Raw genomic sequence first — 23,212 nt, 5'->3', positions numbered from 1 at the left:
TCGTGTTGTCCAGCTCAGGCGTTGCTCAGACCCGGCGCGCCGTAGCCCCCGTCACTGGCATCCATGGTGTGGGCGCTTTCATCATGGAGCGCTCCTGGTAATCAACTCACGGGCCATCATTCGTTTGATGGCGAACACTCGTCGGGCGTATCCGCCGCAGCGCGGCGCTCGGTTGTCAGCCCAGGGTCATTCTTCCGCTGGCCAGTCCCGTCCGACAAGGACCGGACGCAGGGTGTGCGGAAGTTGCTCCAGCACATGCTGCAACTGCCCGGGTGATACGAGGTTGTCGATGGCCGCGGTGACTGTGGCGGCGACCCGTCGTACCTCCGGTAGCGAGATGATCGCCTCGGTGGCGAACCGCCGCTGGTATTCCTCGACGCCGTACTTCACCGGGACCCGGTGCGGATCCCAGCCGTCGTAGTAGACGCCCCGCAGCAACTCAGGCAACTGTGCCGCGAATTGTGCGGTGGCCTCCACGGTCAGACGATCTCGGAGCGTGTGCAGCCAGGCCCGCAGCACACGGTAGGCGAACTGCAGGTCCTCGGTGCCGAACTCTTTCGCCACTTCGGACACCCAGATCTGGGCGGTGTGCACCGCATGGTCGAACGCCTCGACCTTGGTGGCGGCCATCAGTCTGCTCCTCTGCCGCGTGGACGGCCGGGGCGGTCCGGAGCGGACCGCCCCATCCCCGTCTGGTGGGATCTCAGCCCTTGACGACCGAGATGTGCTTCGCCGGGGGCTTGCTCTCCGCCGCGATCGGCACCCTGATCTCCAGGATCCCGTCGTGGTACGTCGCCCTCACGCCATCCTCGGCCGCACCGGCCGGAAGGCGCAGTGTGCGGGTGAAGGAGCCGTAGCGGAACTCCGAGCGCCCGCCTTCCTTCTTTTCCTCACGCCGTTCGGCCTTGACGGTCAGCAGGCCGTCCTCGATCGCGATGTCGACGTCCTTGTCCGGGTCGATCCCGGGCAGTTCGGCCCGAAGCACGTACTGCCCGGCGTCGTCGAGCTCCTCGACACGGATCATCTGCGCTCCGGTGAACGGACGGGGGAGAACCGGGAACGCAGGGATCTCCGCCTCCAGCCAGTCCAGCAGGTCCGCGAACGAGCCACGTTCACGCCTTGCCAGTGTCGTCACGACGACCGCCTCCTTCTCTGTGTGATCTCGTCGTACTCTCCAGCCCACCGCAGCCACCGATGCGCCCACAGGGCCGATTGACCACCTTGCTCGGGGACCAAAGCCCACAACCGCAAGACCGCGACCGGTCAGCCCTGCGTACAGCAAGGATCCGAGGCCTCGTGCGTCCACCAGCGTGGGGTCGCGTTCCGTCACACCGGGCACCCCACGAGAGGCGCGGTCAGGTCAGGAAGTCATCATCTTTGCCGTCGGCCTGTACTGCTCGGTGGCTGGGCGTTGGGCAGCCAAGACAGACCGGCGAGCCAGGCGAGTGTGCCGCGGTAGGCGAGCCTCAGCTCGGCGACGGTCGGCTCGTCGGTGAGGTCTGGTTCCACGCGCTCGAACTCGGCGGCGACAGCAGGAGACAGAGCGTCGCGAAACCGGCATCGGGCCTGCGTCAGCAGCCTTGCCGCGCGGAGGCGTGCTGCTGCGTCGAGGTCTTTTCGACCGAGCTCGCGTCGAACATCGGTCAGCATCTCGAACAGACGGATGAACAGCACGGGATCGGTGACGTCAGACGTCGCCGGCCTCCGTTCCGTCCGGGTGGCCCCTGTCGTCATTGCGTCCTCCCTCGTCCGGCTCCACCTCTGCTGCCAGCATTCCGCGGGCCGACGATCAGTGGCAGAGGCGAAAACCGCGGCACCACAGGGCCGTTCGATCCAGATGGCTGGGCATTTGTCCTCTGGTTCGCGCGTTACCGCCCGGCTGAGCTGTAGTTCCAGGGAGTGATGTCCATGACGATCCTGACTGGCATCGACGACGTTTCACTGACGAAGCTGCTGGCCGGAGACCCGCCGGTCGCGTCGGTGTACTTCAACTTGCGCGCGACCGCACAGTCCGACGCGTTCCTGCGCTGGCGCACCATCGTCGCCGGGCTCACCGAGCAGGGTGCACCCCTGGCGACCGTCGAGACGCTGGCCGAGCGGGTGCTCGCAGCGGTGCCCGGGCCGGGAGTGCTGGCGGCGTTCGCCCGCGGCGCCGAGGTGACATCGACCGTCGTCCTTCCGGGTGCGGAGGTGCCGGACCTGTCCCGGTACGGCGTTCTGCCGTACCTGAGACCGCTGCTGGCCTGGGAGCAGGAGCATCCGGGTCGGGTACTCGCGGTGCTCGACCGGACCGGCGCTGACCTTTCCGTGTACGCAGCCGGGAGCGCAGAACGAGTCGACACGGCGGTGACGGGTCCGGATGACGAGATCGAGCGCAACGCGCCGGGCGGCTGGTCGCAGGGGCGCTATCAACACCGTGCCGAGGACTCCTGGGAGCACAACGCTGCCGCGGTCGCCGATGTTCTCGCCCGGCTGTTGCAGCGCTGCGGCGCTCGCATTCTGCTGCTGGCCGGTGACGTCCGGGCGCTGCAGTACCTTCAGGATCACCTGCCCAAATGGATCCACGCCGACGTAGCGGTGCGGAGGATCAGCGGCGGGCGCAGCGCGGACGGTTCCGCCGCACGCCTGGACGAACAAGTCACCGCGCAGACCCACCGGATCGTCGCGGAGCAGCTCGAGGAATTGCTCGCCGAGTTTGCCGCTCACGCCGGCACAGGTGGCGCGGCAGTAGAAGGACCCGACGAGACGCTCGCGGCGCTGGCCGCCGGGCGCGTCCGCGTCCTCCTCTTACCTACCGGGCAGGCACAACAGATCCGGGCCTGGTTCGGTTCGGGGCCGGCCGACGTCGCGCTGGAGCCAGACCCGCTCCACCGGGCCGGCGGGCAGGCGTACGAGGCCTTCCTCGAGGACGTGGCGATCCGGGCCGGCCTCCTGACCGGTGCACAGATCCGGCTCGTCCCGAACGGACCGCAAGCGTTCACCATCGCTGCGCTGTGCCGATTCGTTCCGTGAGCACGTCGGCGGTTGCCGGTTCCGGCCCCGCAAGCCCCACACCCCGCGCAGCAGTCGACAGAGCAGCTGGGCGGCGCGCCATGCGGTCAGACAGTCGCACCGATGCGCACCGAGGCGGCGAGCGGGCTGGCCGAATGGCGCACGGTCACAGCCGCGTACCCTCTCGACGTCAGAAGGCCAAGACACGGCCCGACGGCGTCCGTAGATCGAGTGTCATGGGGCGGCGCGGACGCCGCGGTCGCTGGACCCTCACCTGACTGCGTTTCATGACCGACCCCTCTCCGCGCTCGCGGCTTCAGCGATCCCTGAGCCGCTTGATGCCAGTCAGCCTGCCGTCTCGGCCTGCTCGCAGCCAGGTACACAAGTCCCCAGCCCGCAGGCCGAACCCGCCGCCTGGAAAGGACCTTCGCCCCCTGCTTCACCGCCCCCCTTGGTGTTCTGGACGGGAACCGGAGACGTGGACGTGGTGGTCGAGGGGCAGCGTCGGTGTGGGCTCTCGGCGGGGACGACAGGACTTTTGGCCTCTGTGATCGGCGAGTGGTGCGGCGCAGGCTCGACGTATGATCTCGTCCATCAGCCAGCTGACCAGTTCACCGCGGGAACCGTGGTTTCGGCAGCGCCCCGTCATCGCGCTCGGGGTCGCGGTCGTGCTCTACGCCACGGTGCTGTCACTCCGCCTGCTCGCTGGTGGCGCAGCCGACGCCTATTCGTTGTTGTACGTCTTCCCGGTCGCCTTGATCGCTATCACCTTCGGCCTGCGTGCCGGCTTGGCCGCGGGCTTGGTCGCCGTAGGCCTGATGGTGGTCTGGGCCGTGGTTGAGGAGGTGTCCCTCAGCCCTGCGGGATGGGGATCGCGCGTCCTGGCCGTGCTGCTGCTGGGGTTGTTGCTCGGTGACGCGTCGGACAGGCTTCGCCGTGCCGAGGCCGAGAAGCGGCGACTGGAGGCCGCGGCGCTGTTGTACCGCGAGGCGATCGAGATCAATGACTCGCTGGTGCAAGGCATGGCCGCGGCGCGATGGGCCCTGGAGGCTGGCCGGCTGGACGCAGGCCTGCGGACTCTCGAGCAGACGATCGTTCAGGCCGAAGAGTTGGTGTCCGGCTTGATCCGGCAGGCGGGTATGGACGGATCCAGCGCAGCCGCCATCGACTCTGCCGCACCACTCCGGGCCCTCACCGAAGAGTCCGGCGGTTCGCGCTGACGACGAGGCGAGACTCACCTCAGCGTCGCAGAGGACCTTTGGAGGATCGGTGCGAGGACTTGGCCTCTGTGCCAGTGGGCGGTGCGGGCGTTCGGTGGAGGTGTAAGGACAGAGACAGCGCAGCAGGCGGAGGTGTCGGTGATGACGAGTCCGGTGATTCACTTCGAGATCGGTGGACGTGAGCTCGGTCGGATGGCGTCGTTCTACGGCGAGCTGTTCGGGTGGCGGTTGCAGCCGGCAGGACCGGAGTACTCGTTGATTCCGGCCGCTGAGGACGGTATCGGCATCGGTGGTGGACTGATGCAGACGCGCGGTGAGATGCCGCCGTACGTGACGGTGTATGTCGCGGTGGAGGACTTGCGGGCGATGCTCGACCGGGCCGGCGAGCTCGGTGCGAAGACCGTGGTCGAGCCGACCGACATTCCTGGAGTCGGGCAGTTCGCCATGTTCAGTGACCCTGACGGCAACGTCATCGGGCTGATGCATCAGGACGAGCCATGAAAGAAGCGCTGGCCATCGCCGTCGGTGTCGATGGCAGTTGGGCTGACAGCGGTGCTGTCGATTGGGCGCTCTACGAGTCGAGGCTGAGTGCTGCTCCGATCCGGGTGCTGCACGTGGTCGACAGCAGGCCGCCGGTCGGCCCGTTGAACATGCCGGCAGCGGTGCAGGAGGCCAAGCAGTTGGTTGAGGAGGTCCGCGAGTACCTGGATCGCCATGACAGTCTTGCGCTGCACACGGGCGTGATCCTGACCGGGGCGCCGGCACAGACGCTGGGACGGTGCACCGCAGACGATCGGATGCTCGTCGTCGGGCGGCATGGTCGAGGTCTCGTCGGCCGATTGCTGATCGGTTCCACGGCGGAGGCAGTGGTCTCGGAGTCGGGTACGGCGGTAGTCGTCGTACCGCCGAAGTGGAGCCCGGGAGATCAGGCCGCGCCGGTCGTGGTCGGCCTGGACGAAATCGAGTACTGCGAGACAGCGGTGGCCTTCGCCGCCGGCCTGGCCGCGGAACGCGGCGCACCGATCCGGTTGGTTCATGTCTGGGACGTCGCCACCGTCTATACCGGAGATCCTGCGTCCGCCGCGGGAGCTGTCGACCTGGCGCGCCGATACCACAACGACAAACTCGAAGCGGTGGGCCGCCAGTGCCGGGAGAGGTTCCCCGGCGTGACGTTCGAGACCGAGCTCAGGCGCGGCCACCGCGTCGCCGAGTTGATCGACGCGTCCGAAGAGGCGGCTGCCGAACTGCTGGTTGTCGGCGGGCGGAGCCATCATCGGTTGATGGCGGCCATGCTCGGCTCGACGGTCCGAGGCATCCTTCAGCACGCCGGCCGCCCGATCGCGATCGTCCACCAGCACGTGACCTGAGCCGATCCGCTCGCTCACGGTCCAAGGTCCACGTCGGACGGTCCATAGGCCCCTGTCGTGGGCCTGACGGCCGAGGGTGTGGTGGAAGTGAAGGGAAGACGGCAGAAAGGAGATCCCATGACGACGCTGCAACACCGGGACAACCGGCGCCAGTTCGCGGACCTGTTCGACTGGGCCGAGAGCCTGCCGAGCATGTTCGCCTGGCCGGCGACGATGCGCGGTGTCCGGATCGAGGAGTTCAGCGAGGAAGGCCGGTATGTCGTACGGGCCGAGCTGCCCGGGCTGGACCCGGAGAAGGACATCAAGGTCGAGGTCGCGAACGGCATGCTCACCATCGCGGCCACTCGTCAACAGGAGGAGCACGACGGAGGTCACTCGGAGTTCCACTACGGCTCGCTGACCCGCAGGGTCATGCTGCCGGACGGAGCCGACGAGGACTCGGTCGCGGCGAAGTACACCGCGGGCATCCTCGAGGTGACGGTGCCGATCTCGGCGAAGGCCGAGGAGGCGCGTTCGGTCACGATCGAGCACACCGACTGACGCTCCACGAAACTGACCCGGTCGGAGCCGTCCGGCCGGGTCAGGGTTGTGCCCCGGTCACGATGCGAGTGCTGTCTCTGGTGCCGTGCAGCAGAGGCCAACTGCCCCGGGCAACCGGGTACAACGCCCCTGTCGGCGCCGGCGCTGAGGCGGCGAGATTGGAAGTGAAGGGCGAGTCGATGCGACTCGCCCGGCGCCGCTTGCGAGTGGAGTGGACCGACATGGACAAGTACATCGTCGTGGGCGTCGACGAGACACGGGAGAGCCAGATCGCACTGCAGTGGGCTGTCGAGGCCGCGCGAACCCGAGGTGCGGCCGTCCGGGTCGTTCGCTCCGTCTATTCGACCCCTGTCGTCTACTGGCCCACCATCGGCGCGGAGGGATACATCCCGGTCCCACCGCTCGACCAGTGCCAGGCCGAGTTGGACGAGGCGGTCGACTACGTCCGCGACCGCCTCGGCAACGATGCCGGCTCGGGCCGGCTCGCGTACGAGTCACCCGCGATGGCGATCCTCGAACACGCTGAAGGTGCCGAGATGATCGTTCTCGGTACCAAGAGCCCGAACCGTTGGCAGGCGGCCGTCATGGGGTCGGTCGTCACCGCCGTGACCGCGCGGGCGAGTTGCCCGGTCGCCGTGGTGAGGGGCGAGCAACACGACGGACCGATCGTGGTCGGGACAGATGGATCGGCTGACTCCGAGGCGGCCGTCGAATTCGCCTTCGAGGAGGCGAATCGATCCGGACGGCCGTTGACCGTCGTGTACTGCTGGCAGCCGATCGATCGGCATGACCAACCGGTCGCGGACACCCACGCGGTGCTGCGGTACTGGCTGACCGAAGCCTCGGTTCCTACGAGCAGAAGTATCCGGGCGTCATCGTCCGGACGAAGGTGATCGAGAACCGCCCGGTGCCGGCACTCGCCGGAATGACCGCGCAGGCCACGATGGCAGTGGTCGGTTCCCGCGGCCGGGGTGGTGTCAGCGGGCTCCTACTCGGGTCAGTCAGCCAGGGGCTGCTGCACCACGCCAGTTGCCCGGTGGTGGTCGTCCGCGGCGCCAAGCACCGGCGATGAGTGTCAACCGCCCCAGACCGACGATCCAGCTCGAACGAGACAAAGGACCGATCATGAGCACGACGACCAAGCCGGTCATTCACGTCGGTGTCGACGGCTCTTGGCGTGACAATGGTGCACTGGAGTGGGCATTGCAGGAAGCCCTGCTGCGGCACGAACCGCTGCGGGCAGTGCACGTGATCGACGAACAGGTACGGCGATCGCCGTACTGGGAGTCGACCGTGATCGACGACGCCGCGATGGAACTCGTCAAGGACGTGCAACAGCACCTCGACGCGAACCGCGGATCGCTCGACCACGAGATGGACCTCGTTGTCGGACCGCCGGCCGAGACCTTGAACCGGCTGGCCGCAGGTAGCCGGATGCTAGTGGTCGGCCGGCGCGGAGTGGGGGCTTTCAGGCGATTGCTGATCGGGTCGACCTCCGAGGCGGTCGCGTCGGACTCGCCGGTGCCGGTGGTCGTCGTCCCGGATCGGTGGAAGCCGGCCGACCACGCCGGCCCGGTCGTCCTCGCGCTGGACGAATCCGGTGCGGATCAGGCAGCTATGGACTTCGCCGTCACCGCGGCGACCGAGCGTCAACTGTCCTTGCGCCTGATTCACGTCTGGGACCTGCCGAAGTTGTACAGCTGGCAGGCCGTGGACCCGGCGGGTCTGGCAGAGGAGGTCGAGACCGATGTTCGCCGGCACGTCAACGAGATCGCCGAGAGGCTGCGCATGAAGTACCCGGAGCTGGTCGTCGAGGTCGATGTATGGCGGGGGCACCCCGTCGACTGCGTCGTCCGGGCGACCGATGCCTGGGATGCGCAGCTGCTTGTCGTCGGCGGACGCCGGCGGCGCCTGTTGACCGCAACGTTGCTGGGGTCCGTCGCCAGGGGTGCGGTGCAGCACGCCAAGTGTCCGGTCGCCGTCGTTCATGAGCCCGTCGCCGAATCCTGAGGCCGCCTACGCGGCGCTCACCGGCCAGGTAGAGCTGTCCTCCGTGGCTGAGGCAATCACGGCGGTTCTGCTCGGGCTGCCTGAGGTGAGATGGCGTCTCAGCTCGGGCGATGGCGCCGGGGCGTGGCGCCGCCTGCCCTGCCGGCACTCGAGAACGCGGTCGCTACGCCGAGCATGAAACCGGCGTCGTACCAGTTCCCGTTGTTGTGCACGTCGTAGACGCTCACCTTGTCGGTGAACAGCGACACGATGAAGGTGATCGGGCTGATCACGCCGTGCCACAGTCCGAGCCAGAAGCCCGCGATGCGCGGCGCGTCGATGTCGGCGACATTGTTCGGCCCGGCTGCACAAGCGGCGAGGATCAGTAGGCCGACGATCGCCAGCGTGAAGTAGATCCGTCTTTTCCTGTCCATCTGTCCACTCCTGCGGCTGGTGCGAGTTGGGGGTTTGAGCCTTGCGACGCCTGGTGCGCCGTGCCGTGAGGTGGGTGGCCGCCAGGAGGGCGAGAAGGGCGATGGCGCCGCCCGCCAGGCCGTCGAGCAGGTAGTGGTTCGCGGTCAGGACGATCGATGCCAGCATTGCCGGTGGCATCAGCCAGCCGAAGAGACGCGCGATCCAATGGCCGGCGAGGCTTGCCCAGGCAATGCCCATCAGCAGGTTCCAACCGAAGTGCAGGCTGGGGACCGCGGCGTACTGGTTGACGAAGGCAGGCGGCTGCAGCACCCGATAAGCCGAGGTCTGCTCGGTGACGGTGTCGACGAAACCGTAGCCGGTCAGGAAGCGCGGTGGTGCGACGGGGAAGAGCGCGAAGATCAGCAGTCCGACCGCCCCGGAGATGAGTATGGCGTTGCGGAATCGGGAGTATTCGTGACGGTGCCGGATCATCAGCCACAGCAGGGTGACGGCGAGCACCGGCCAGTGCCCGTAGATGTAGAAGTAGCTGACCGCGTCGACCAGCCAGGCGTGATCGGCAACCGCGTTCTGCATCTCGGGCTCGGTGAAGATGCCTGCGGACTGTTCGAGTTCGACGATCCGCTCGGCATTTCGGTAGGCCAGGCCGACCCGGGTCTCGATCAGACCGCGGATTCCGAAGTACAGGCCGATGACGGCGAGGATCACGACAATGTCCCACGCGACCCGCCATCGCGGTCCTCCGGCCATCCTCGCTGACATGAGTTCACCCCCTCCGACCATCCCCGACCGGAACCGTGCGGAGATAGGGACCTTTGGGTCACCCGGCCGGAGGCCTTCGGCCTGTGCCGACACTCTTCTCGGGCTCAAGGTCCCGGTCGCTGCGGGACTCCGCGGTCCACCTCGAGACCTCTGGCCCTGGCCGCGGCGTGGTGACGGACCACTGTCGCACTGGCCAGAGCCATCGGTGTCCTGACGCGCGCGGTGCGCGGGGCTTCGAGTGAGACGAGCATGTCAGGAGACGGCGTCAGCCCGGCGACTCCGATGTGCACGATCGCGACCGGACACTTCGTGTGGTGAAGCAGGCCGCGAGACACCGAGCCGAGTCGCAGCGGGGTGAACTTCACGCGACCGACCCCACCGACGACGATCAGGTCGGCGGCCTTCGAGTGCTGCGCCAGCACCTGGACGGGATGTCCCGGACGGTAGTGGGTGCGGAACTTCACGTTGGGATACTTGTCCGGCCAGCCGGCCAGGGACTCGGTGATCAGCTGCCGCGCGTCGCGATACCAAGGGGTGTCCTCAGGGTCGATCCAGATGCCGGGAGGCGGAAAGTCCTGGGGCGGCGCGCGAGGCACGTGGACGATTGTGAGGCCGGCGCCCCGCTCGGCGGCGAACTCGAAGGCAAAGCCGAGCGCGGGTTGGCACGCGTCCGAACCGTCGACGCCGACGACGACCATGCCGATCTCGCTTTCGTTGCGAACCCAGTTGTCCGGTACGACGACCATCGACGTCCGGGTCAGCGCCGTACATACCTGTGAAGTGGAGCGGTCCTGAGCACCGCACCTGGCACGCCGGGGCGGTCCGGGAGACGCCGCGGTTGCTCGCCATGCCGGCAGCCGGCCGACTGGAAATGCCGGAACTCATCACGCACCGCTTCGGTCTGGGCGAGATGCAGGACGCGTACGACGTCTTCGCTCGCGCGGGCGGGACGGGTTCGCTCACGGTGGCTCTCTTCAGCACTGAGGGTGTGGAGCAGGACAGCCGGTGAGTACCACGCCGGCCGAGGATGTCCGTGACCAGCTGCTCAGCGCAGCTGTCGCGGCGCCCTCGGTGCACAACACCCAGCCTTGGAAGTTCCGCTTCCGTGGCTGGGTGGTCGAGGTACATCGCGACCGCACCCGGGAGCTACCGGCCGAGGATCGCGACCGGCGGATGCTGTACCTGTCTCTCGGCGCCGCTGTGTTCAACCTGCGCGTCGCCGCTGCTCTGTGCGGCGACGGCACCGACACCAGGAGTGTGCTGGATCGGGCTCATCCCCGATGTCGTCGCCGAGGTCGAGTTGGTGATCCCCGGACCGGTGATCCAGTCGCTGTCGGCACTGGCGCCGTACGTGCAGCGGCGCCGGACCAACCGGCAGCCCTACAGTGATCGTCGGGTTCCCCCGGAGGACCGGAAGCTACTGGAGTTGGCCGCCCGGCTGGAAGGCGCCGAACTGGAATGGGCAGAAGCGGTGCCCCGGCGAAGATGGTTGCTGTTGGCCACCAACGATGCCGGTGCGTTGGACGATCAGGACCCGGCACGAAGCGCCGAACGGCGCCGCTGGGTCGGCGGCGCACGTGCTCAGGACGGTGTTCCGAGCAGCGCACTCGGTCCACGAAGCGATCGAGGAACCGCCCCTGTCCGGGATCTCGCCGCAACTCCCGCGGACGAGAACCGGGCGGTCGCAGCGTTCGAGCCGGAACCGCAGTTGGCGGTGTTGTCGACCCGGCACGACGGTCGTCCCGAATGGCTCCGGGCCGGTCAGGCGATGGAGCGCGTGCTGCTGGAGGCGACCGCCCAGGGCTTGTCGACGTCCTTGCTCAACCAAGCGCTGGAGCACGACGAGCTCCGCTGGCTGATCAACGATCCACTCGGCCCCTGGCACCGCCCGCAAGTCATCATCCGGGTCGGCTACGGCCCACCCGTCCCACCGACTCCACGTCGGCCGATCGCCGATGTCCTGCTGGACTGACCCAGACATTCCCCGACACCGGAGCGTGACGGCGATGCGCTCGTGGCCGTGGCAGCTGAGGTGGTGCTGCTCGTTGTCTTCCTCGGCCTTCCTCACTTCGCGGACCTGCTGGGCCACGTGCGGGACTCGCCGGGCCTCAGCAGCCGGGTGCGGCCGAAGCAGCGGACCGCGATCGCGGGTCCTGGGCCGGGGTCGACGGCGAGAGTGACTTCGGTGGTTGACACCTCGACGGTGATGCGGTGCCCGCGATAGCGGAGCACCATCCGGAGGGGGCCGAGCTTGGCCGGCCAGCGTGGTCCGAAGCGGAGTACGTCGTTGGTGGTGCCCAGGCCGGTGAAGCAGCGCTGGATCAGATCGATGCTGCCCGCCATCGCGCCCAGATGGACACCCTCGGCGGTCGTGCCGGTCCGGCCGGGATCGCCGGCGTCACTGTGCAGGGCCTGCTCGAGGAAGCCGAGCGCCCGATCGGGATCCAGCATCGCCAGACCCCAGGCATGCACGACCGCACTGAGCGACGAGCCGTGGCACGTCCGAGCCAGGTAATACTCGACCGTGTCGCGGATTGTGTCGGCGGTGAACGGGTAGCCGAGCCGTTCCATCAGGTCGTGCAGTTCGGGGCGGGGCAGCAGATACAGCAGCATCAGGACGTCGGCCTGCTTGGAGATCTGGTACGACGTGACGTCGCGTCCCTCAGCCTCCAGGATCCGATCGAGGCGGCGGATGTCGCCGTACGTGGACCGGTAGTGCTGCCAGTCGAGTTCGGTCAGCTGCTCATAGCCTTCGAACTGGCTGATCACGCCGTCGTGGAAAGGCACGTACATCCGCCGGGTCAGCTCGTCCCAATGGCTCAGTTCCTCCGAGCGGATGCTGAGCGTTTCGGTCAGCTCCGCCCGCCGCCAGGCCGGCAGCCGGTGCAGAGCTTTCGCGGCCACCCCGAACAACCAGACGGCCATCACGTTCGTGTAAGCGTTGTTGTCGATCCCTGCGGCTGGGCGGCCGGGATAGCCCGTGTGGAACTCGTCCGGCCCGACCACACCCCGAATCACGTAGCGGTCGCGACCCTGGTCGTACTCCGCGAGCCCGGCGAAGAACCTGGCCACCTCGACGATGACCTCGGCGCCGCGATCTCCGAGGAACTCCAGGTCGCCGGTCATCTCGACGTACTGCCACATGGTGTAGGCGATCGCCAGCCCGACATGCCGTTGCCGGTAGGTCGCATCTTCAGTCCAGCGGCCGGACAAGGGATTGAGATGCAGCCGCTGGCTTTCCTCGCGGCCGTCGCTGCCCGATTGCCACGGATACATGGCTCCGGGGTAGCCGGCCTGGCGAGCCGCCTGCCGGGCGGCTGGAAGCCGTCGATGCCGGTAGCGCAGCAGGGATCGGGTCAGGGCAGGCATCCGCAGCGTGAGCACGGGGAAGACGAACAACTCGTCCCAGAAGACGTGGCCGCGGTACGCCTCGCCATGCAGACCACGCGCCGGTACGCCGGCATCGGCGTCGCCGCTGTGCGGTGAGACAGACTGGAGCAGGTGGAAGAGGTTCAGCCGGACGGCGGCCAGAGTGCCGTCGAACGGCTCCTCGAGCTCGACCGAGAAGCGCTGCCAGAGGTGTGACCAGGCGAGTACGTGGGCCTCGCGCAGTTCGTCGAAGCCGGGTGCGCCGGCCAGCGCTGTGCGCGTGGCCAGCAATGGCTCGGAGATCTCAGGGTCCCGCGAACCATGGATCGCCGCTACCTTCTCGGCGGTGACGAGGTCACCGGCGTGGACGGGTACGACGATCTCGGCGTACGCGGAGGTCGAGTCCGTCCGCGGAGACCAGCCGGCGACCGGCGATCCGTTGTGGGTGGCAACGGTCCGGGTGCCGACGGCGACCCGATGGCGTGACTGCGACGTGCTCGCCGCCACGATGAGATTGCCGTCGGCAATCATCGGAGCCAGGTGGGTGAGATGCCGGCTGGACAGCTTCCGGTAGCGCTCGACGCCGCAGTTGCGGACCGATCCGTCGACGGCCGTCCCGAGCCGCAGGCGGCCCGCCCAGTTCACCGCTGTGACGGCCAGCGTCTGGCCGGCCAGGTGCGGTTCGGCCATGCTGGCGAAGCGCCGCTCGACTCCGCTCACCTCCCGGCCGAGCGGATCGCGGAGCCGGAAGCGCCGCGTCAGTACGCCGCGGAGCACGTCCAGTTCCTGATCGTGTTCGAGGACCTCGCAGGTGTCCGGCGTGATCCAGTCACCGTCGTCGATGGCGATCGTCAGCGGCAGCCAGTCGGGCAGGTTCACCAGACTCTCGTTCTCGACCGTGTGGTCGTTGACGTTGTCGGTCAGCCGGTTGTAGTAGCCGGCCAGGTAGGTCCCGGGATAGTGGTGGTCCGTTGCCGACGATCCCGCCCAGGCGCCTCTGGTGGCGAAGTATCCGTTGCCGACGGTGCAGAGAGCCTCACGCCGCCGCTCGTCCGCCGGATCGTAGCCACCGAAGCGATGGATCCAGTCGTTCATATTTCGACTGTCCGCTGGATGCGGTGGTCCGCGACAGGGCCCAAGGTCCTGTGTCGAGGGGCCGCTGGAACCATCCCGGCGAGATGAGGACCGGCACAGTACGCCCAGCGTCAGCCGAAGGACGTCCAGGTCGCCGAGATCGATCTCGGTCAGAACCAGCGATCCAGTGTCTCCCGCCACGGGATGCGCCCGGTGCCGGCCTCCGCCTCGGCCGGGTAGCCGATCCGGAGAATCATCTGCGGCCAGGCGCGGCCGCCGATCAGGTCCCGCACCTGCCGGCGCAGCTCCTGGTGCTCCAGCGCCTGGTTGAGGAACGAGACGGCCAGGACCGATGATGTTGCCGTCAGCAACACCCGCTGCAGGGCCAGGCCGGCCCGAGCCCAGGCTGCCTCGTCCTCATCGTCGGTACTGAGGACGGCGATCACCGGCCTCGCTTCGAAGACGGCCCGCTCGCGGCCCTTCACGTCGTACCCGGCCGCGAGGTCCCTGACCATCGCCGGTTCGGTCGGGACCGGGCCGAGTGCGGTGTCCGGTACGCCGTCGTCCGTACGCCGGCCGCCGATCCACCGGGCCCGCTCGTGCAAGCGGTCCTCGTCGCGCAGCTCCAGATCGTCGGCCTGACGAAGGAATCCGCCGAGTCGCCGGATGGCGTCATCATCGAGCAAATGCAGGAACGCGCCTTCGGCGTTTGCGGCGCCCGACAGCCGACTGATCACCATCGGTGGGATCGGCAAGTCGCGCATCGGGCCGCGGTAGGTGTGCCGACGGCCGATCTCGCGGTAGAGGGCGGCCAGTTGGGGCACCGGGCTCCGGCCTTCGGACAGGAAGATCCTGGCCGCCACGGTCGGCTCGGCGGGGTCGGGCACGACGGCGAACGTCGACTCGTGCCCGAGCATCGCAGCCGCCACCCGAAGGTTGAACGCTGCCGCGCCGAGTCCGATCCGGACCATCCGCCCGGCCGGATCCTCGGCCGGCAGGACGCGCTCCTCGTCCAGATGTACGTCGATCACCGGCCCATGGACCTCGAACCGCCAGGGTTGGGTGTTGTGCATCGAAGGTGCGTGGACCGCCGAGGCCAGCAGGATGCCCACCTCGTCCTGGGTCAACGGTGTGGCCGTGTTCATGGGTGTGCTCCTTGCTGCGGGGCCGGGCCATCGGTCTTTCCATAGCTTCACTGCCGTCTCTTCAGCCTGGTCCGTCGGTGCGGATGGGGCTGCGGGCATCGGTCCCGAGGTGAGGGGTCCTTCGGCACTTCGGGCGGTGACCACGGCCCTTGCCGGCGTATCCGGGTGGCGGCTGATGCTCATCACCGCTACCCCTGGCTGCGGTGATGCCGTGTCGCCGGGCCCAAATGGTGAGCGAGGGACCGATCGGCGCCGGACGGTCCACCACCGAATCTGCGATCGCTGGGTCCAAGGGTGTCGCGACCGGTGACCTTTGGCCCTGCTGACCCGGCCGTCCTGCCCGTGGAATGGAAGTGGAGGAGTCCACGCAGAGGGGACGCCTGGCAACGCGGGTACGACGACTCCTTGCGCTTCGTCGAGGCACTGCGCCAAATCCCCGCGGCCCACCCGAGCGAGTGAAGGAAGGAGTAGGTGATGAGGCAGTTTCTGACCGTCTCGGATGTGATGACGACCGACGTGATCACGGTGACCGAGGACACGCCGTACAAGACAGTGGTGGAAACGCTGGCTGATCGCCATCTCAGCGCGGTTCCGGTGCGCAGCGCGTTCGGCGGAGTGGCCGGCGTCGTGTCGGAGACCGATCTGATGCGCAAGGAGGAGTTCCAGCGTCGGCATCTCTACCCCTGGTTGCGTTCGCGCGGCCGGACGAAGGCCGAAGCGGTGACCGCGGGACAGTTGATGACCCATCCCGCGGTGACCGTGGAAGGCGGCTGCACGCTCGACGAGGCCGCGCGCTTGATGGCTGCCCGGGACATCACCAGGTTGGTCGTCGTGGATGGAGACCAGCTCGTCGGCATCGTCACGCGGTCGGACCTGCTGAAGGCGTTCTTGTCCCCGGACGGCGAGGTGCTCGCCAGGGTGAGGCGTGAGGTCGTCGAGCGCGGCCTCTGGGACGACCCCTTCGCCGTCGACATCAGCGTGCTCGAGGGAATCGTCACCCTGGCCGGGCAGGTCGATCACCGCAGCACGGTCGCCCGGGCCGAGCAACTCGTCCGCGACGTCGACGGCGTTGTCGGTGTGCGGAACGGGCTGACCTGGGCGTTCGACGACACCTTGCCCGCGCCCGGGACCGCGAGCCGGCGAGTATGACATCGGCCGGCGGCGTAGCAAGCCCCGATCGCGGGCGAACGGGAAGAGTCCTGATGACCGCGCACGGCCCCTTGCCCCGGGCGACGGCGTTCGGGGCAGTGGCGCACTGCGCTGTGGCCACCGTGCGGCTGGCGGGTCGGCGCCGGATCCATCATCCGCGCGAGCACGTCGGCAGACGGTTGCGGTTTGCCGACGGAACTCAGAGCCGGGTGTACCGGGAGACGGTGGTCGACCGGCCGCCGACCACCGACCCCTGCGTGCTCGTGGTCGCCTTCCGGCTGCGTCGTGTTCGCGGCCGGGGCCACACGCTGTTCCGGTGGGAGTCCTGGTTCAACATTCCGCTGTTCGTCGGCTTCGACGGGTTCGTCTCGAAGCTGTGGCTGGCTCACGACGACTTCGGCACCTATCGGGGTGTGTATGAGTGGGACGGGCCCGAGTCTGCGGAGGCGTATGCCCGCGCGCTGTGGCGGGTGCTCGAGCTGGTGAGTGTGAAGGGCTCGATCCGCTACCAGGTCATTCCCGGCCTGCGGTGCGACGACCTGCTGGCGGACGCGCACGTGCTGGATCCGGTTGAGCCGGCCGGTCAGGGGTCCTGGTGGCGGATGGTCGCCCCGGCGTGACCGAGCCGGTCGACGTACTGGTGGTCGGTGCGGGACCGACCGGCCTCGCCGCGGCGCTTCAGGCTCACGACCACGGCGCCACAGTCCGCGTCGTCGAACGGCGGCTCGAGGCGTTCCGGCCTTCGCGAGCGATGATCGTGCACCCGCGAACGCTGGAATGTCTGCGGCCGCTCGGCGTGACCGACGAACTGCTCGACAGGGCCGACAGCTCGCCGCGCGCGGAGTTGCACCTCGGGCGCAGGCGGGTCGAGGTTCGGTTGGCCGGGCTGGACCTGCCCGACACCGCGTTCCCACATCTGACGTTGATACGGCAGATGGACGTCGAAACCGTTCTTGCGAAGGCACTGAGCCGCCGAGGCGTCACGATCGAGCGTGGTGTGGAACTGGCGGACCTCGCGATCGACGAGGACGTCGCACGGGCCATCCTGCGGTCGAACGCAGGGGGCGAGGAGGCACGCTTCCGATTCGTCGCCGGCTGCGACGGTTCGGGGAGCACAGTGCGATCGCTCGCGGGCATCGGCTGGCGGGGCGCTTCCTACCGGCAGGAGGTCGTGCTCGCCGACGTGGAACTGACCGGCGATCTGACGCCGGGCACCCTGCATGTGGCAGCTGGACGCAACGGATTGCTGTTCGTCTTCTCGCTCGGCGAGGGCGCGACGTGGCGTGTGCTCGTCACCCGGCCGGCCATCGAAGCGCCGACAGTAGGCTCTGGCCGGCCAAGCGCAGCTGTCCCGGCGTCCGAGGTCCAGTACCTGCTCGACGAGTCGGGGCTGGACCTTGCCGTGCAGGAGCTGCGGTGGTCGGCCCGGGTGGCGTTGCAGCACCGGCTCGCGGCCTCGTACCGGCACCGGCGGCTGTTTCTCGCCGGGGATGCGGCCCACACGCACTCTCCGGCCGGAGCGCAGGGGATGAACACCGGGATCCAGGACGGGATCAACCTCGGTTGGAAGCTCGCCTATGCGGCCGGTGGCGAGCATCCGCACACCGACCTGCTCGACTCCTACGAGCAGGAACGCCGGCCGGTCGCCCGCCGAGTGCTCGCGATGACGCATCTGATCTTCTTCGCCGAGGCGTCGACCCAGCCACTGCCCGTGTTCCTGCGGACGACGCTGGCACCACTCGCGGCACCAGCCGTCCCGCTCCTGCTGCGGCAGCGGCGGCTCCTGGCCGAAGCGGTCCGCACCTTGTCCCAGCTGCGGGTGAACTACCGCGGCAGCGTGCTCTCGAAAGCCGGCCCACCAGCTCTCGGGCGGAGGCTTCAGCCGGGCGACCGGTTGCCGGATGCAACGGTCGTCTGCGACGGCAGACCGGTCCGGTTGCACGACCTCACCGCGACGCCCGGCGTACATCTCCTGCTGTCCGGAGCTGCCGAGTTCGACGCGCCCGGCGCACCTGTTCACGTCCATCGCCTGGCCGGTGGGCCAGGATCCGAGATCCTGGCCGTCCGCCCGGATGGCTATGTCGGTTTCCGGTCCGGCCAGGCCGACAGGGCGAAGCTCGACGCGTGGCTGCGCCTCGTCGGAGCCCGCTGACTTCGCGCCGGCTACGTCTGGAGGACGCGGCGGCCGGTCAGGCGGAGCGGTGTGATCCGGACGAACTGGTTGCGCAGACCGATGGCCCAGGGCTTGGGGCCGTGCTCTCCCCACAGCTCGGCAAGCAGCTCAGGGTCGTCGACGAACTCGGCATCGCCGACCGCTACGACGCTCCATCCGCTCTGCAGGAAGTCGTCGATGTCGTCGATCTCGAAAGCGACCCGGCTGTCGCGCACCGCGTTGGCCAGGGTGCCTCCGGAGGCGGTGCGGAAGTAGATGCTGCCGTGCAGGACGACATAGTTGACCGGGAGCACCTGCGGACCCTCCGGGCCGCTGAACGCCACCCTCCCCACCGCCTTGGCGTGCAGGAGCTCGCGGCACTCGTCCGGCGGCAAGTGCTGCAACAGGCCCGGTTCGAACCACCCGCTTCAGGTCGATCACCTCACCGCCGGTGATGCCCGGCCACAAGGTGACGTCACCCGGTACGTAGGCCAGCCGGGCGCGAAGGGCGACACCGTCGGCCCAGGGATCACCGCCGAGCAGCCGAACGTTCCCGGCGTCGGCCCGCAGCAACCCGAGCAGGACCCGGATCGTGGTGGTCTTGCCCGAGCCGTTCGGCCCGAGGAATCCGTGTACCTCACCGGATGCCACCTCCAGGTCGAGGCCGTCCAGGGCCCGCGTCGACCCGAAGGTCTTGACCAGCCCGGTCACCGAGATCGCGGACGTCATCCGCGCCTCCCTTCGTCAGGGGTCACGATCCATCCTCCGCCTCTTCGCACCCGGCGGGAAGTGCGCGCCGGCGCGCACGGTGAGCATCGAGCACACCGAGTGATCCACCACGAGGCGACCCGGCCGGTGGCACCCGGCCGGGTCGTTGCTTGTCCGCCTCACTCGTAGCGCAAGGCGGTTGCGGGGTAGGTGCGGGAGGCCCTCAGGCTGGGCAGCCAGGTGGTGACGATCGTCGACAGTACGACGACGACGAGGATGACCACGAGGGCGGTCCACGGCGGTTTCAGTTGGAGGTTCTCCATTCCCGGCTGGCCGGCGGCGTCGGTGATCACGTTGGCCGCCACGATCAGCCCGAGCGCCGTACCGATGACCACTCCGATCATCGTGATGAACAGTGACTCGATCAGGAATGTCATCTGCACCATGCGTGCCTGGAACCCGATGGCCCGCAGGACACCGATCTGCTGTCGCCGCTCGACCACCGAGCGGGCGCTGATCACGCCCAGGGCGGCGACGCCGATGACCAGGCCGAGGCCGAGGAATCCCAGCACCAGGTACTGGAACGTCAGGCTGGCGCCGACCGCGTCCTGCTGCGCCTCGCTCTGTGCCGTGGCCTGCATCCCGTTGTCCAGGAAGGCCGATTCGAGCTGCCTGGCGACGACGACCGGATCGGCGTCCGGAGCGGTCTGGAAGTACCAGACACTCGGTGTCGCGGCCGCGCCCAGCGGCGCCACGTTTCGCTGCGCCGTGGAGATGCCGACCATGGCGAACGGGACGGTGTCCGAAAGTACGCCGATGACCTTGAGCCGCAGCGTCGTACCGGACTGGATGTCGCGCACCTCCACGGACACCGGCTGGAAGCTCTCGTCCTCGAGATAGAAGCCCTCGAGCCGGAAGTCCGACACCGCCGGCGCACCGAAGTTGTCGAGGCGTGGGACGGAGTAGGCGTCGACGATGGCCACGCCCGGCTCGGTGGCCAGCGCATCCCAGACCTCGCGGTCGGAGCTGTAGCCTGCCGCTCTGGTCGCGAAGCCGTACGTCGTCGTGTGCGTGAACTGATCGTCCAGACCCCGCAGGACGTAGCCGGGGAAGCCGTCCTGCCCGGCCTGACGAGCCTGCACCGGCAGGTACGACTGACCGGCGGCCGAAACGATGTCCGACCGGTCGAGGCCCTCGGCGGACGACAGCGCCTGGTCCATGTCCTTGATCGGACTCAGCGGTGAGGTCTGCGCGGTGACGTCGTACCCGCCGCCGAAGGTTTCCTCGTCGTTGTACGCCGCAACGAACGAACCGGAGGTGGCCGACCCCACCACCAGGGTGAACACGACCAGCATGAACAGCCCGATCGTGGCGCCGGTCCGGAACCTGGTCCGCAGCGGCTGCGCGATCGCAGTCCGCACCACTGGCGCGGCGTGCCGGGACCGGCCGAACACCCACATCAGCACGGTCTGCAATGCGACCGCGTTGTAGACGACGACCATCGTCGCGCCGGCCACCAGGAGCAGCCCGGCCAGCACGAAGACGGAGAACCCCATTCTCAGTCCCGGCACCAGCTCCTCGTACATCCAGAAGGGCAACAGGTTCCACACCAGCACGCCGAGACCGGCAACCGTGTAGGTCAACCGCTCACTGCCACCCAGGAGCCGGATCAGCGGGATCAGGGCGAGGATCACCAGCGTTCCACCGGCGAGCAAGGGCTCCGCACTCTTGCCCTGGTAGGCGAGCGCGATGAAGGCCGTGCCGAGGATCAGGGTCCACGCGATGTGAATCCCCCAGGACCGGCGCCGGCGGCGCTTCGGGGGCTGGGGAAGGTTGCGCACAGCGCTCACGATGTTGAGCCGGCTCACCCGCCACGACGCGATCAGGACCACGGCCAGGGTCAGCAGTACCCCGAGGGCGAACGAGACGATCAGGCTGGTCACCGTCAGGCGGTAGCGAATCGTCACGGTGCCCGAGTCGGCCAACGCTCCCGCGATCGCGCGGACCATGGCGAGCGACAGGCTGAGACCCAGTACGGCGCCCACGACAGCGGCCAGGATGTCGTAGGCGACTCCTTCGAACACGAACATCTGGACCAGGTGCCGGCGTTGGGTGCCGATCGCGCGAGCGGTCCCCATCTCGCCACGACGCTCCGCGGCCAGCATGACGAAGACCAGGAAGATCAGCAGGACGCCGGCCGAGATGGTGAACGTGCCCATGGTCGAGAACATCGACAGGAAGCTCGCTCCCTGCGCGTCGGCCTGGTCGAGACCGTCTCGCTTGACCGGGTCGACGTACAGGCCGAGCGCGGAGGTGACGGGTTGCAGCGCGGTGACGACCTCATCGGTTCGCTCGGCTCCGCTGATCTCGTTGCCCGTGTTCGACACCAGGATCTGCTGGACACCTGTGCCGACACCGAGCAGCTGCTGCGCCGGCCGAAGCGGCATCAGCAAGGCCCCGGTGTCCGTGCCGGTGCCGTCGTACTCGACCACCTCGCGGACCGTGAGCCGTTGCTGCCGGCCGGCAGCGAAGACCACCAGCTGATCGCCTGGTCCGGCGGCGAGATCGTCGGCCGCGTCTGCGTTCAGGAACGTCTGGCCGCTGGCCAGATCGCCCAGGCTCACCACGTCACCGGAAGGGGTCCGGATCCGGCCGAGGTCGGCCGCCGACGCGGGATCGGTGGCGAACAACGTCACCTGCGGCTCACTCGCCCGGCTGGTCGCGTTCTGTACGGCGACGGGTTCGCTGATCGCCGGCGCGACCACGTCCACGCCCGGCACCTGCCGAGCCGCCGCGATCACCTGAGTCGCCTCGGCCGCGGTGAGGTAGCGGGCACCCGCCCCTTGGCCGAGGGTGGCGATGTCGGGCTCGTCGGTGGAACGGGCCGACACGATCTCGTCGGTCTGACCGTAGGCGGTGATCACCGACGTCCGGACCGTGTGGGAGATGATGTCGCCGAACCCGAGGGCCGACGCGATGATCATGGTGCCGAGCATCAGTCCGCCGACGATGATCGCCGTCCGGCCCCGCCGCCGGGACATGTTCCGGATGCCGAGCTTGAACAACATTCTGTTCCGCACCGCCAGCGCGGCCACGGCCGCCAGCGTGATCACGACCAGCAGACCCAGTACGACGGACAGCGCGGAGACCGGGATTCCGAAGAGCTCGGTCATGATAGGCGCCCCCTCAGCTCCGAGCGGCGATGGTCGACTCCGCGGACGGCAGCTCGGCCAGCGCGACCTGGTACCGCTCCCGTCCCGGTGGTGACCTGAAGATGGTCGTGTAGCGCTCGAGGACGTCGGCGTAGAAGCCTGTCGATCCGGCCGCGTCGGCTGCCTCGGGTGTCTCCCAGAAGCTGAGAATGGCACCGGCACCCTCGGGTGTGGCCATCACCAGCACGCCGGCGTATCCCGGCTGCTGGTGCAGCTCGGGCAGGACCTCGGCGCGGAATCGTTCGACCGCCGCCGGCATGTCGATCCGGACGGTGTCGATCTCAAGCAACGTGAGACGCGTGTACATGAGCGGCCTCCCTGCGCGGTTCGTTCACGGTCTGCTCGTCGACCACCTGGCCGTCGAGCATCCTGATGATGCGGTCGGTCCGGCGGCCGACCGCGATGTCGTGGGTCACGATCAGGAAGGTCAGCCCGCGCTCACGATTCAGCCGCCGCATCAGCGACGTGATCTCCTCGGCCGACTCACTGTCCAGATCGCCGGTCGGCTCGTCGGCCCACACGATGGCCGGGACGTTGACGAGCGCTCTGGCGATGGTGACCCGCTGACGCTCACCGCCCGACAGCGCATCGGGAACGTGCTCACCACGGTCCGCCAGGCCGACCAGGTCGAGCGCTTCCATCGCCCGGCGGCGGGCCTCCTTGGGTGGCTGCCCGGCGACCAGCAGCGACAGTTCGACGTTCTCGACGGCGGACAGCACGGGCATCAGGTTGTAGAACTGGAAGACGAAACCCATCCGCTCGGCCCGGTACTTCGTCCGGGCCCGGTCCGGCAGTTCGGTGAGATTGACGCCTTCGATGAACACTTCGCCGGCATCGATCTCGTCCAGGCCGGACAGGCAGTTCAGCAAGGTGGTCTTGCCGCAGCCGCTCGGGCCCATCACGGCGACCATCTCGCCGCGCCGCAGCTCCAGGTCGATGCCCTGCAGCGCGTTGACCTGGACCTGCCCGGTGTCGTAGGTCTTCCGTACGGCGGTGGCACGGACGATCACGTCGCCCGTGGATTGCCCGGCACGCAACGGTTTCTCGGTCCGGTGCTTGAACATCGCGATCCTCCACACTGGTTGATCGGGGCGGGATGGTA

At 68.3% G+C, this 23,212-nt stretch carries 24 protein-coding genes and 1 pseudogene; 13 read left to right on the top strand and 12 right to left on the bottom strand.

All coding sequences use genetic code 11. The features are described from left to right. Positions 1-186: 186 nt before the first annotated feature. The 3 genes from V9K99_RS15690 to V9K99_RS15680 form a co-directional block, all read right to left on the bottom strand. Entirely contained in the window at positions 187-630 is a 444-nt protein-coding gene (locus V9K99_RS15690; RefSeq protein WP_337000269.1) for a DUF2267 domain-containing protein, read from the bottom strand. Positions 631-703: 73 nt separating this feature from the next. Continuing rightward, positions 704-1,135 carry an Hsp20/alpha crystallin family protein gene (locus V9K99_RS15685; RefSeq protein WP_337000270.1) on the bottom strand — a complete coding sequence of 144 codons (432 nt, stop codon included), beginning with the start codon at positions 1,133-1,135 and terminating at the stop codon, positions 704-706. A 236-nt stretch (positions 1,136-1,371) separates the two neighbouring features. Further along, the gene (locus tag V9K99_RS15680; RefSeq protein WP_337000271.1) at positions 1,372-1,734 is read right to left on the bottom strand and encodes a proteasome activator; all 363 of its coding nucleotides are present in this window, start codon (positions 1,732-1,734) and stop codon (positions 1,372-1,374) included. Between the two features lie 174 nt (positions 1,735-1,908). On the opposite strand from V9K99_RS15680, the gene V9K99_RS15675 reads away from it, so the two are divergent. From V9K99_RS15675 to V9K99_RS15640, 8 genes are all read left to right on the top strand, one after another. Further along, positions 1,909-3,012, top strand: coding sequence for a baeRF2 domain-containing protein (locus V9K99_RS15675; RefSeq protein ID WP_337000272.1), 1,104 nt, complete (start codon positions 1,909-1,911; stop codon positions 3,010-3,012). 560 nt (positions 3,013-3,572) lie between these two features. Then, positions 3,573-4,211, top strand: a complete 639-nt coding sequence (locus V9K99_RS15670) for a hypothetical protein (protein WP_337000273.1) — start codon at positions 3,573-3,575, stop codon at positions 4,209-4,211. Between the two features lie 141 nt (positions 4,212-4,352). Further along, positions 4,353-4,712 carry a VOC family protein gene (locus V9K99_RS15665; protein ID WP_337000274.1) on the top strand — a complete coding sequence of 120 codons (360 nt, stop codon included), beginning with the start codon at positions 4,353-4,355 and terminating at the stop codon, positions 4,710-4,712. Beyond that, positions 4,709-5,578 (top strand): universal stress protein, encoded by an 870-nt coding sequence (locus V9K99_RS15660; RefSeq protein ID WP_337000275.1) that lies wholly within the window; start codon positions 4,709-4,711, stop codon positions 5,576-5,578. Before V9K99_RS15665 ends, V9K99_RS15660 begins: the two co-directional genes overlap by 4 nt. A 117-nt stretch (positions 5,579-5,695) precedes the next feature. Continuing rightward, entirely contained in the window at positions 5,696-6,118 is a 423-nt protein-coding gene (locus tag V9K99_RS15655) for an Hsp20/alpha crystallin family protein (RefSeq protein ID WP_337000276.1), read from the top strand. A gap of 179 nt (positions 6,119-6,297) precedes the next feature. Further along, positions 6,298-7,011 (top strand): universal stress protein, encoded by a 714-nt coding sequence (locus V9K99_RS15650; RefSeq protein WP_337000277.1) that lies wholly within the window; start codon positions 6,298-6,300, stop codon positions 7,009-7,011. Next, positions 7,008-7,190 carry a universal stress protein gene (locus V9K99_RS15645; RefSeq protein WP_337000278.1) on the top strand — a complete coding sequence of 61 codons (183 nt, stop codon included), beginning with the start codon at positions 7,008-7,010 and terminating at the stop codon, positions 7,188-7,190. The genes V9K99_RS15650 and V9K99_RS15645 overlap by 4 nt, the downstream gene beginning before the upstream one ends. Positions 7,191-7,243: 53 nt before the next feature. Beyond that, positions 7,244-8,128 carry a universal stress protein gene (locus V9K99_RS15640; protein WP_337000279.1) on the top strand — a complete coding sequence of 295 codons (885 nt, stop codon included), beginning with the start codon at positions 7,244-7,246 and terminating at the stop codon, positions 8,126-8,128. A 6-nt stretch (positions 8,129-8,134) separates the two neighbouring features. On the opposite strand, the gene V9K99_RS15635 is transcribed toward V9K99_RS15640, so the two are convergent. Further along, the gene (locus tag V9K99_RS15635; RefSeq protein WP_337000280.1) at positions 8,135-9,247 is read right to left on the bottom strand and encodes a phosphatase PAP2 family protein; all 1,113 of its coding nucleotides are present in this window, start codon (positions 9,245-9,247) and stop codon (positions 8,135-8,137) included. Positions 9,248-9,405: 158 nt separating this feature from the next. Further along, complete coding sequence (locus tag V9K99_RS15630) at positions 9,406-10,047, bottom strand: universal stress protein (protein ID WP_337000281.1); 642 nt, start codon at positions 10,045-10,047, stop codon at positions 9,406-9,408. A gap of 29 nt (positions 10,048-10,076) precedes the next feature. Here V9K99_RS15630 and V9K99_RS15625 point away from each other — a divergent pair, with 29 nt between their 5' ends. After that, positions 10,077-10,310, top strand: coding sequence for a hypothetical protein (locus V9K99_RS15625; RefSeq protein WP_337000282.1), 234 nt, complete (start codon positions 10,077-10,079; stop codon positions 10,308-10,310). 246 nt (positions 10,311-10,556) lie between these two features. Continuing rightward, the gene (locus V9K99_RS15620; protein WP_337000283.1) at positions 10,557-11,273 is read left to right on the top strand and encodes a nitroreductase family protein; all 717 of its coding nucleotides are present in this window, start codon (positions 10,557-10,559) and stop codon (positions 11,271-11,273) included. 92 nt (positions 11,274-11,365) lie between these two features. On the opposite strand, the gene V9K99_RS15615 is transcribed toward V9K99_RS15620, so the two are convergent. Continuing rightward, positions 11,366-13,765: a glycoside hydrolase family 65 protein gene (locus tag V9K99_RS15615; protein WP_337000284.1), complete on the bottom strand. Its 2,400-nt coding sequence runs from the start codon at positions 13,763-13,765 to the stop codon at positions 11,366-11,368. Between the two features lie 149 nt (positions 13,766-13,914). Continuing rightward, entirely contained in the window at positions 13,915-14,889 is a 975-nt protein-coding gene (locus tag V9K99_RS15610; RefSeq protein ID WP_337000285.1) for an Acg family FMN-binding oxidoreductase, read from the bottom strand. A 474-nt stretch (positions 14,890-15,363) separates the two neighbouring features. On the opposite strand from V9K99_RS15610, the gene V9K99_RS15605 reads away from it, so the two are divergent. Genes V9K99_RS15605 through V9K99_RS15595 form a run of 3 tightly spaced genes read left to right on the top strand, consistent with a single transcriptional unit; the run spans position 15,364 to position 18,190 of the window. Further along, positions 15,364-16,038 carry a CBS domain-containing protein gene (locus V9K99_RS15605; protein ID WP_337000286.1) on the top strand — a complete coding sequence of 225 codons (675 nt, stop codon included), beginning with the start codon at positions 15,364-15,366 and terminating at the stop codon, positions 16,036-16,038. A gap of 53 nt (positions 16,039-16,091) precedes the next feature. Next, positions 16,092-16,658 (top strand): hypothetical protein, encoded by a 567-nt coding sequence (locus tag V9K99_RS15600; RefSeq protein WP_337000287.1) that lies wholly within the window; start codon positions 16,092-16,094, stop codon positions 16,656-16,658. After that, positions 16,634-18,190 carry an FAD-dependent monooxygenase gene (locus tag V9K99_RS15595; RefSeq protein WP_337000288.1) on the top strand — a complete coding sequence of 519 codons (1,557 nt, stop codon included), beginning with the start codon at positions 16,634-16,636 and terminating at the stop codon, positions 18,188-18,190. Before V9K99_RS15600 ends, V9K99_RS15595 begins: the two co-directional genes overlap by 25 nt. Before the next feature lie 11 nt (positions 18,191-18,201). On the opposite strand, the gene V9K99_RS15590 is transcribed toward V9K99_RS15595, so the two are convergent. The 5 genes and pseudogenes from V9K99_RS15590 to V9K99_RS15570 all read right to left on the bottom strand — a co-directional run bounded on the left by V9K99_RS15590 (position 18,202) and on the right by V9K99_RS15570 (position 23,174). Further along, positions 18,202-18,594, bottom strand: coding sequence for a pyridoxamine 5'-phosphate oxidase family protein (locus V9K99_RS15590; RefSeq protein ID WP_337336396.1), 393 nt, complete (start codon positions 18,592-18,594; stop codon positions 18,202-18,204). Positions 18,595-18,598: 4 nt separating this feature from the next. Continuing rightward, positions 18,599-18,919, bottom strand: a pseudogene (locus V9K99_RS15585) (ATP-binding cassette domain-containing protein); the annotation flags it as partial. Between the two features lie 158 nt (positions 18,920-19,077). Then, on the bottom strand, positions 19,078-22,071 hold the full coding sequence (locus tag V9K99_RS15580) for an ABC transporter permease (RefSeq protein ID WP_337012269.1): 2,994 nt from the start codon (positions 22,069-22,071) through the stop codon (positions 19,078-19,080). 13 nt (positions 22,072-22,084) lie between these two features. Continuing rightward, on the bottom strand, positions 22,085-22,417 hold the full coding sequence (locus V9K99_RS15575; RefSeq protein WP_337012267.1) for a hypothetical protein: 333 nt from the start codon (positions 22,415-22,417) through the stop codon (positions 22,085-22,087). Next, positions 22,392-23,174, bottom strand: coding sequence for an ABC transporter ATP-binding protein (locus V9K99_RS15570; protein WP_337012265.1), 783 nt, complete (start codon positions 23,172-23,174; stop codon positions 22,392-22,394). Before V9K99_RS15570 ends, V9K99_RS15575 begins: the two co-directional genes overlap by 26 nt. Positions 23,175-23,212: the final 38 nt, after the last annotated feature.

Origin of the sequence: Kribbella sp. CCNWLW201, assembly GCF_037203805.1 — a bacterium.
In the GTDB taxonomy this organism is placed as follows: Bacteria; Actinomycetota; Actinomycetes; order Propionibacteriales; family Kribbellaceae; genus Kribbella.
The sequence above is the reverse complement of the archived record's forward strand: the minus strand, read 5'-3'. Positions and strand labels throughout refer to the sequence as shown.

Excerpts from the sequence above, each read along its gene's own strand:
- V9K99_RS15690 (WP_337000269.1), bottom strand. The coding sequence starts at position 630 with ATGGCCGCCACCAAGGTCGAGGCGTTCGACCATGCGGTGCACACCGCC.
- V9K99_RS15680 (WP_337000271.1), bottom strand. The coding sequence starts at position 1,734 with ATGACGACAGGGGCCACCCGGACGGAACGGAGGCCGGCGACGTCTGAC.
- V9K99_RS15675 (WP_337000272.1), top strand. The coding sequence starts at position 1,909 with ATGACGATCCTGACTGGCATCGACGACGTTTCACTGACGAAGCTGCTG.
- V9K99_RS15670 (WP_337000273.1), top strand. The coding sequence starts at position 3,573 with ATGATCTCGTCCATCAGCCAGCTGACCAGTTCACCGCGGGAACCGTGG.
- V9K99_RS15665 (WP_337000274.1), top strand. The coding sequence starts at position 4,353 with ATGACGAGTCCGGTGATTCACTTCGAGATCGGTGGACGTGAGCTCGGT.
- V9K99_RS15660 (WP_337000275.1), top strand. The coding sequence starts at position 4,709 with ATGAAAGAAGCGCTGGCCATCGCCGTCGGTGTCGATGGCAGTTGGGCT.
- V9K99_RS15655 (WP_337000276.1), top strand. The coding sequence starts at position 5,696 with ATGACGACGCTGCAACACCGGGACAACCGGCGCCAGTTCGCGGACCTG.
- V9K99_RS15650 (WP_337000277.1), top strand. The coding sequence starts at position 6,298 with ATGCGACTCGCCCGGCGCCGCTTGCGAGTGGAGTGGACCGACATGGAC.
- V9K99_RS15640 (WP_337000279.1), top strand. The coding sequence starts at position 7,244 with ATGAGCACGACGACCAAGCCGGTCATTCACGTCGGTGTCGACGGCTCT.
- V9K99_RS15630 (WP_337000281.1), bottom strand. The coding sequence starts at position 10,047 with ATGGTCGTCGTACCGGACAACTGGGTTCGCAACGAAAGCGAGATCGGC.
- V9K99_RS15615 (WP_337000284.1), bottom strand. The coding sequence starts at position 13,765 with ATGAACGACTGGATCCATCGCTTCGGTGGCTACGATCCGGCGGACGAG.
- V9K99_RS15610 (WP_337000285.1), bottom strand. The coding sequence starts at position 14,889 with ATGAACACGGCCACACCGTTGACCCAGGACGAGGTGGGCATCCTGCTG.
- V9K99_RS15605 (WP_337000286.1), top strand. The coding sequence starts at position 15,364 with ATGAGGCAGTTTCTGACCGTCTCGGATGTGATGACGACCGACGTGATC.
- V9K99_RS15600 (WP_337000287.1), top strand. The coding sequence starts at position 16,092 with ATGACCGCGCACGGCCCCTTGCCCCGGGCGACGGCGTTCGGGGCAGTG.
- V9K99_RS15580 (WP_337012269.1), bottom strand. The coding sequence starts at position 22,071 with ATGACCGAGCTCTTCGGAATCCCGGTCTCCGCGCTGTCCGTCGTACTG.
- V9K99_RS15575 (WP_337012267.1), bottom strand. The coding sequence starts at position 22,417 with ATGTACACGCGTCTCACGTTGCTTGAGATCGACACCGTCCGGATCGAC.
- V9K99_RS15570 (WP_337012265.1), bottom strand. The coding sequence starts at position 23,174 with ATGTTCAAGCACCGGACCGAGAAACCGTTGCGTGCCGGGCAATCCACG.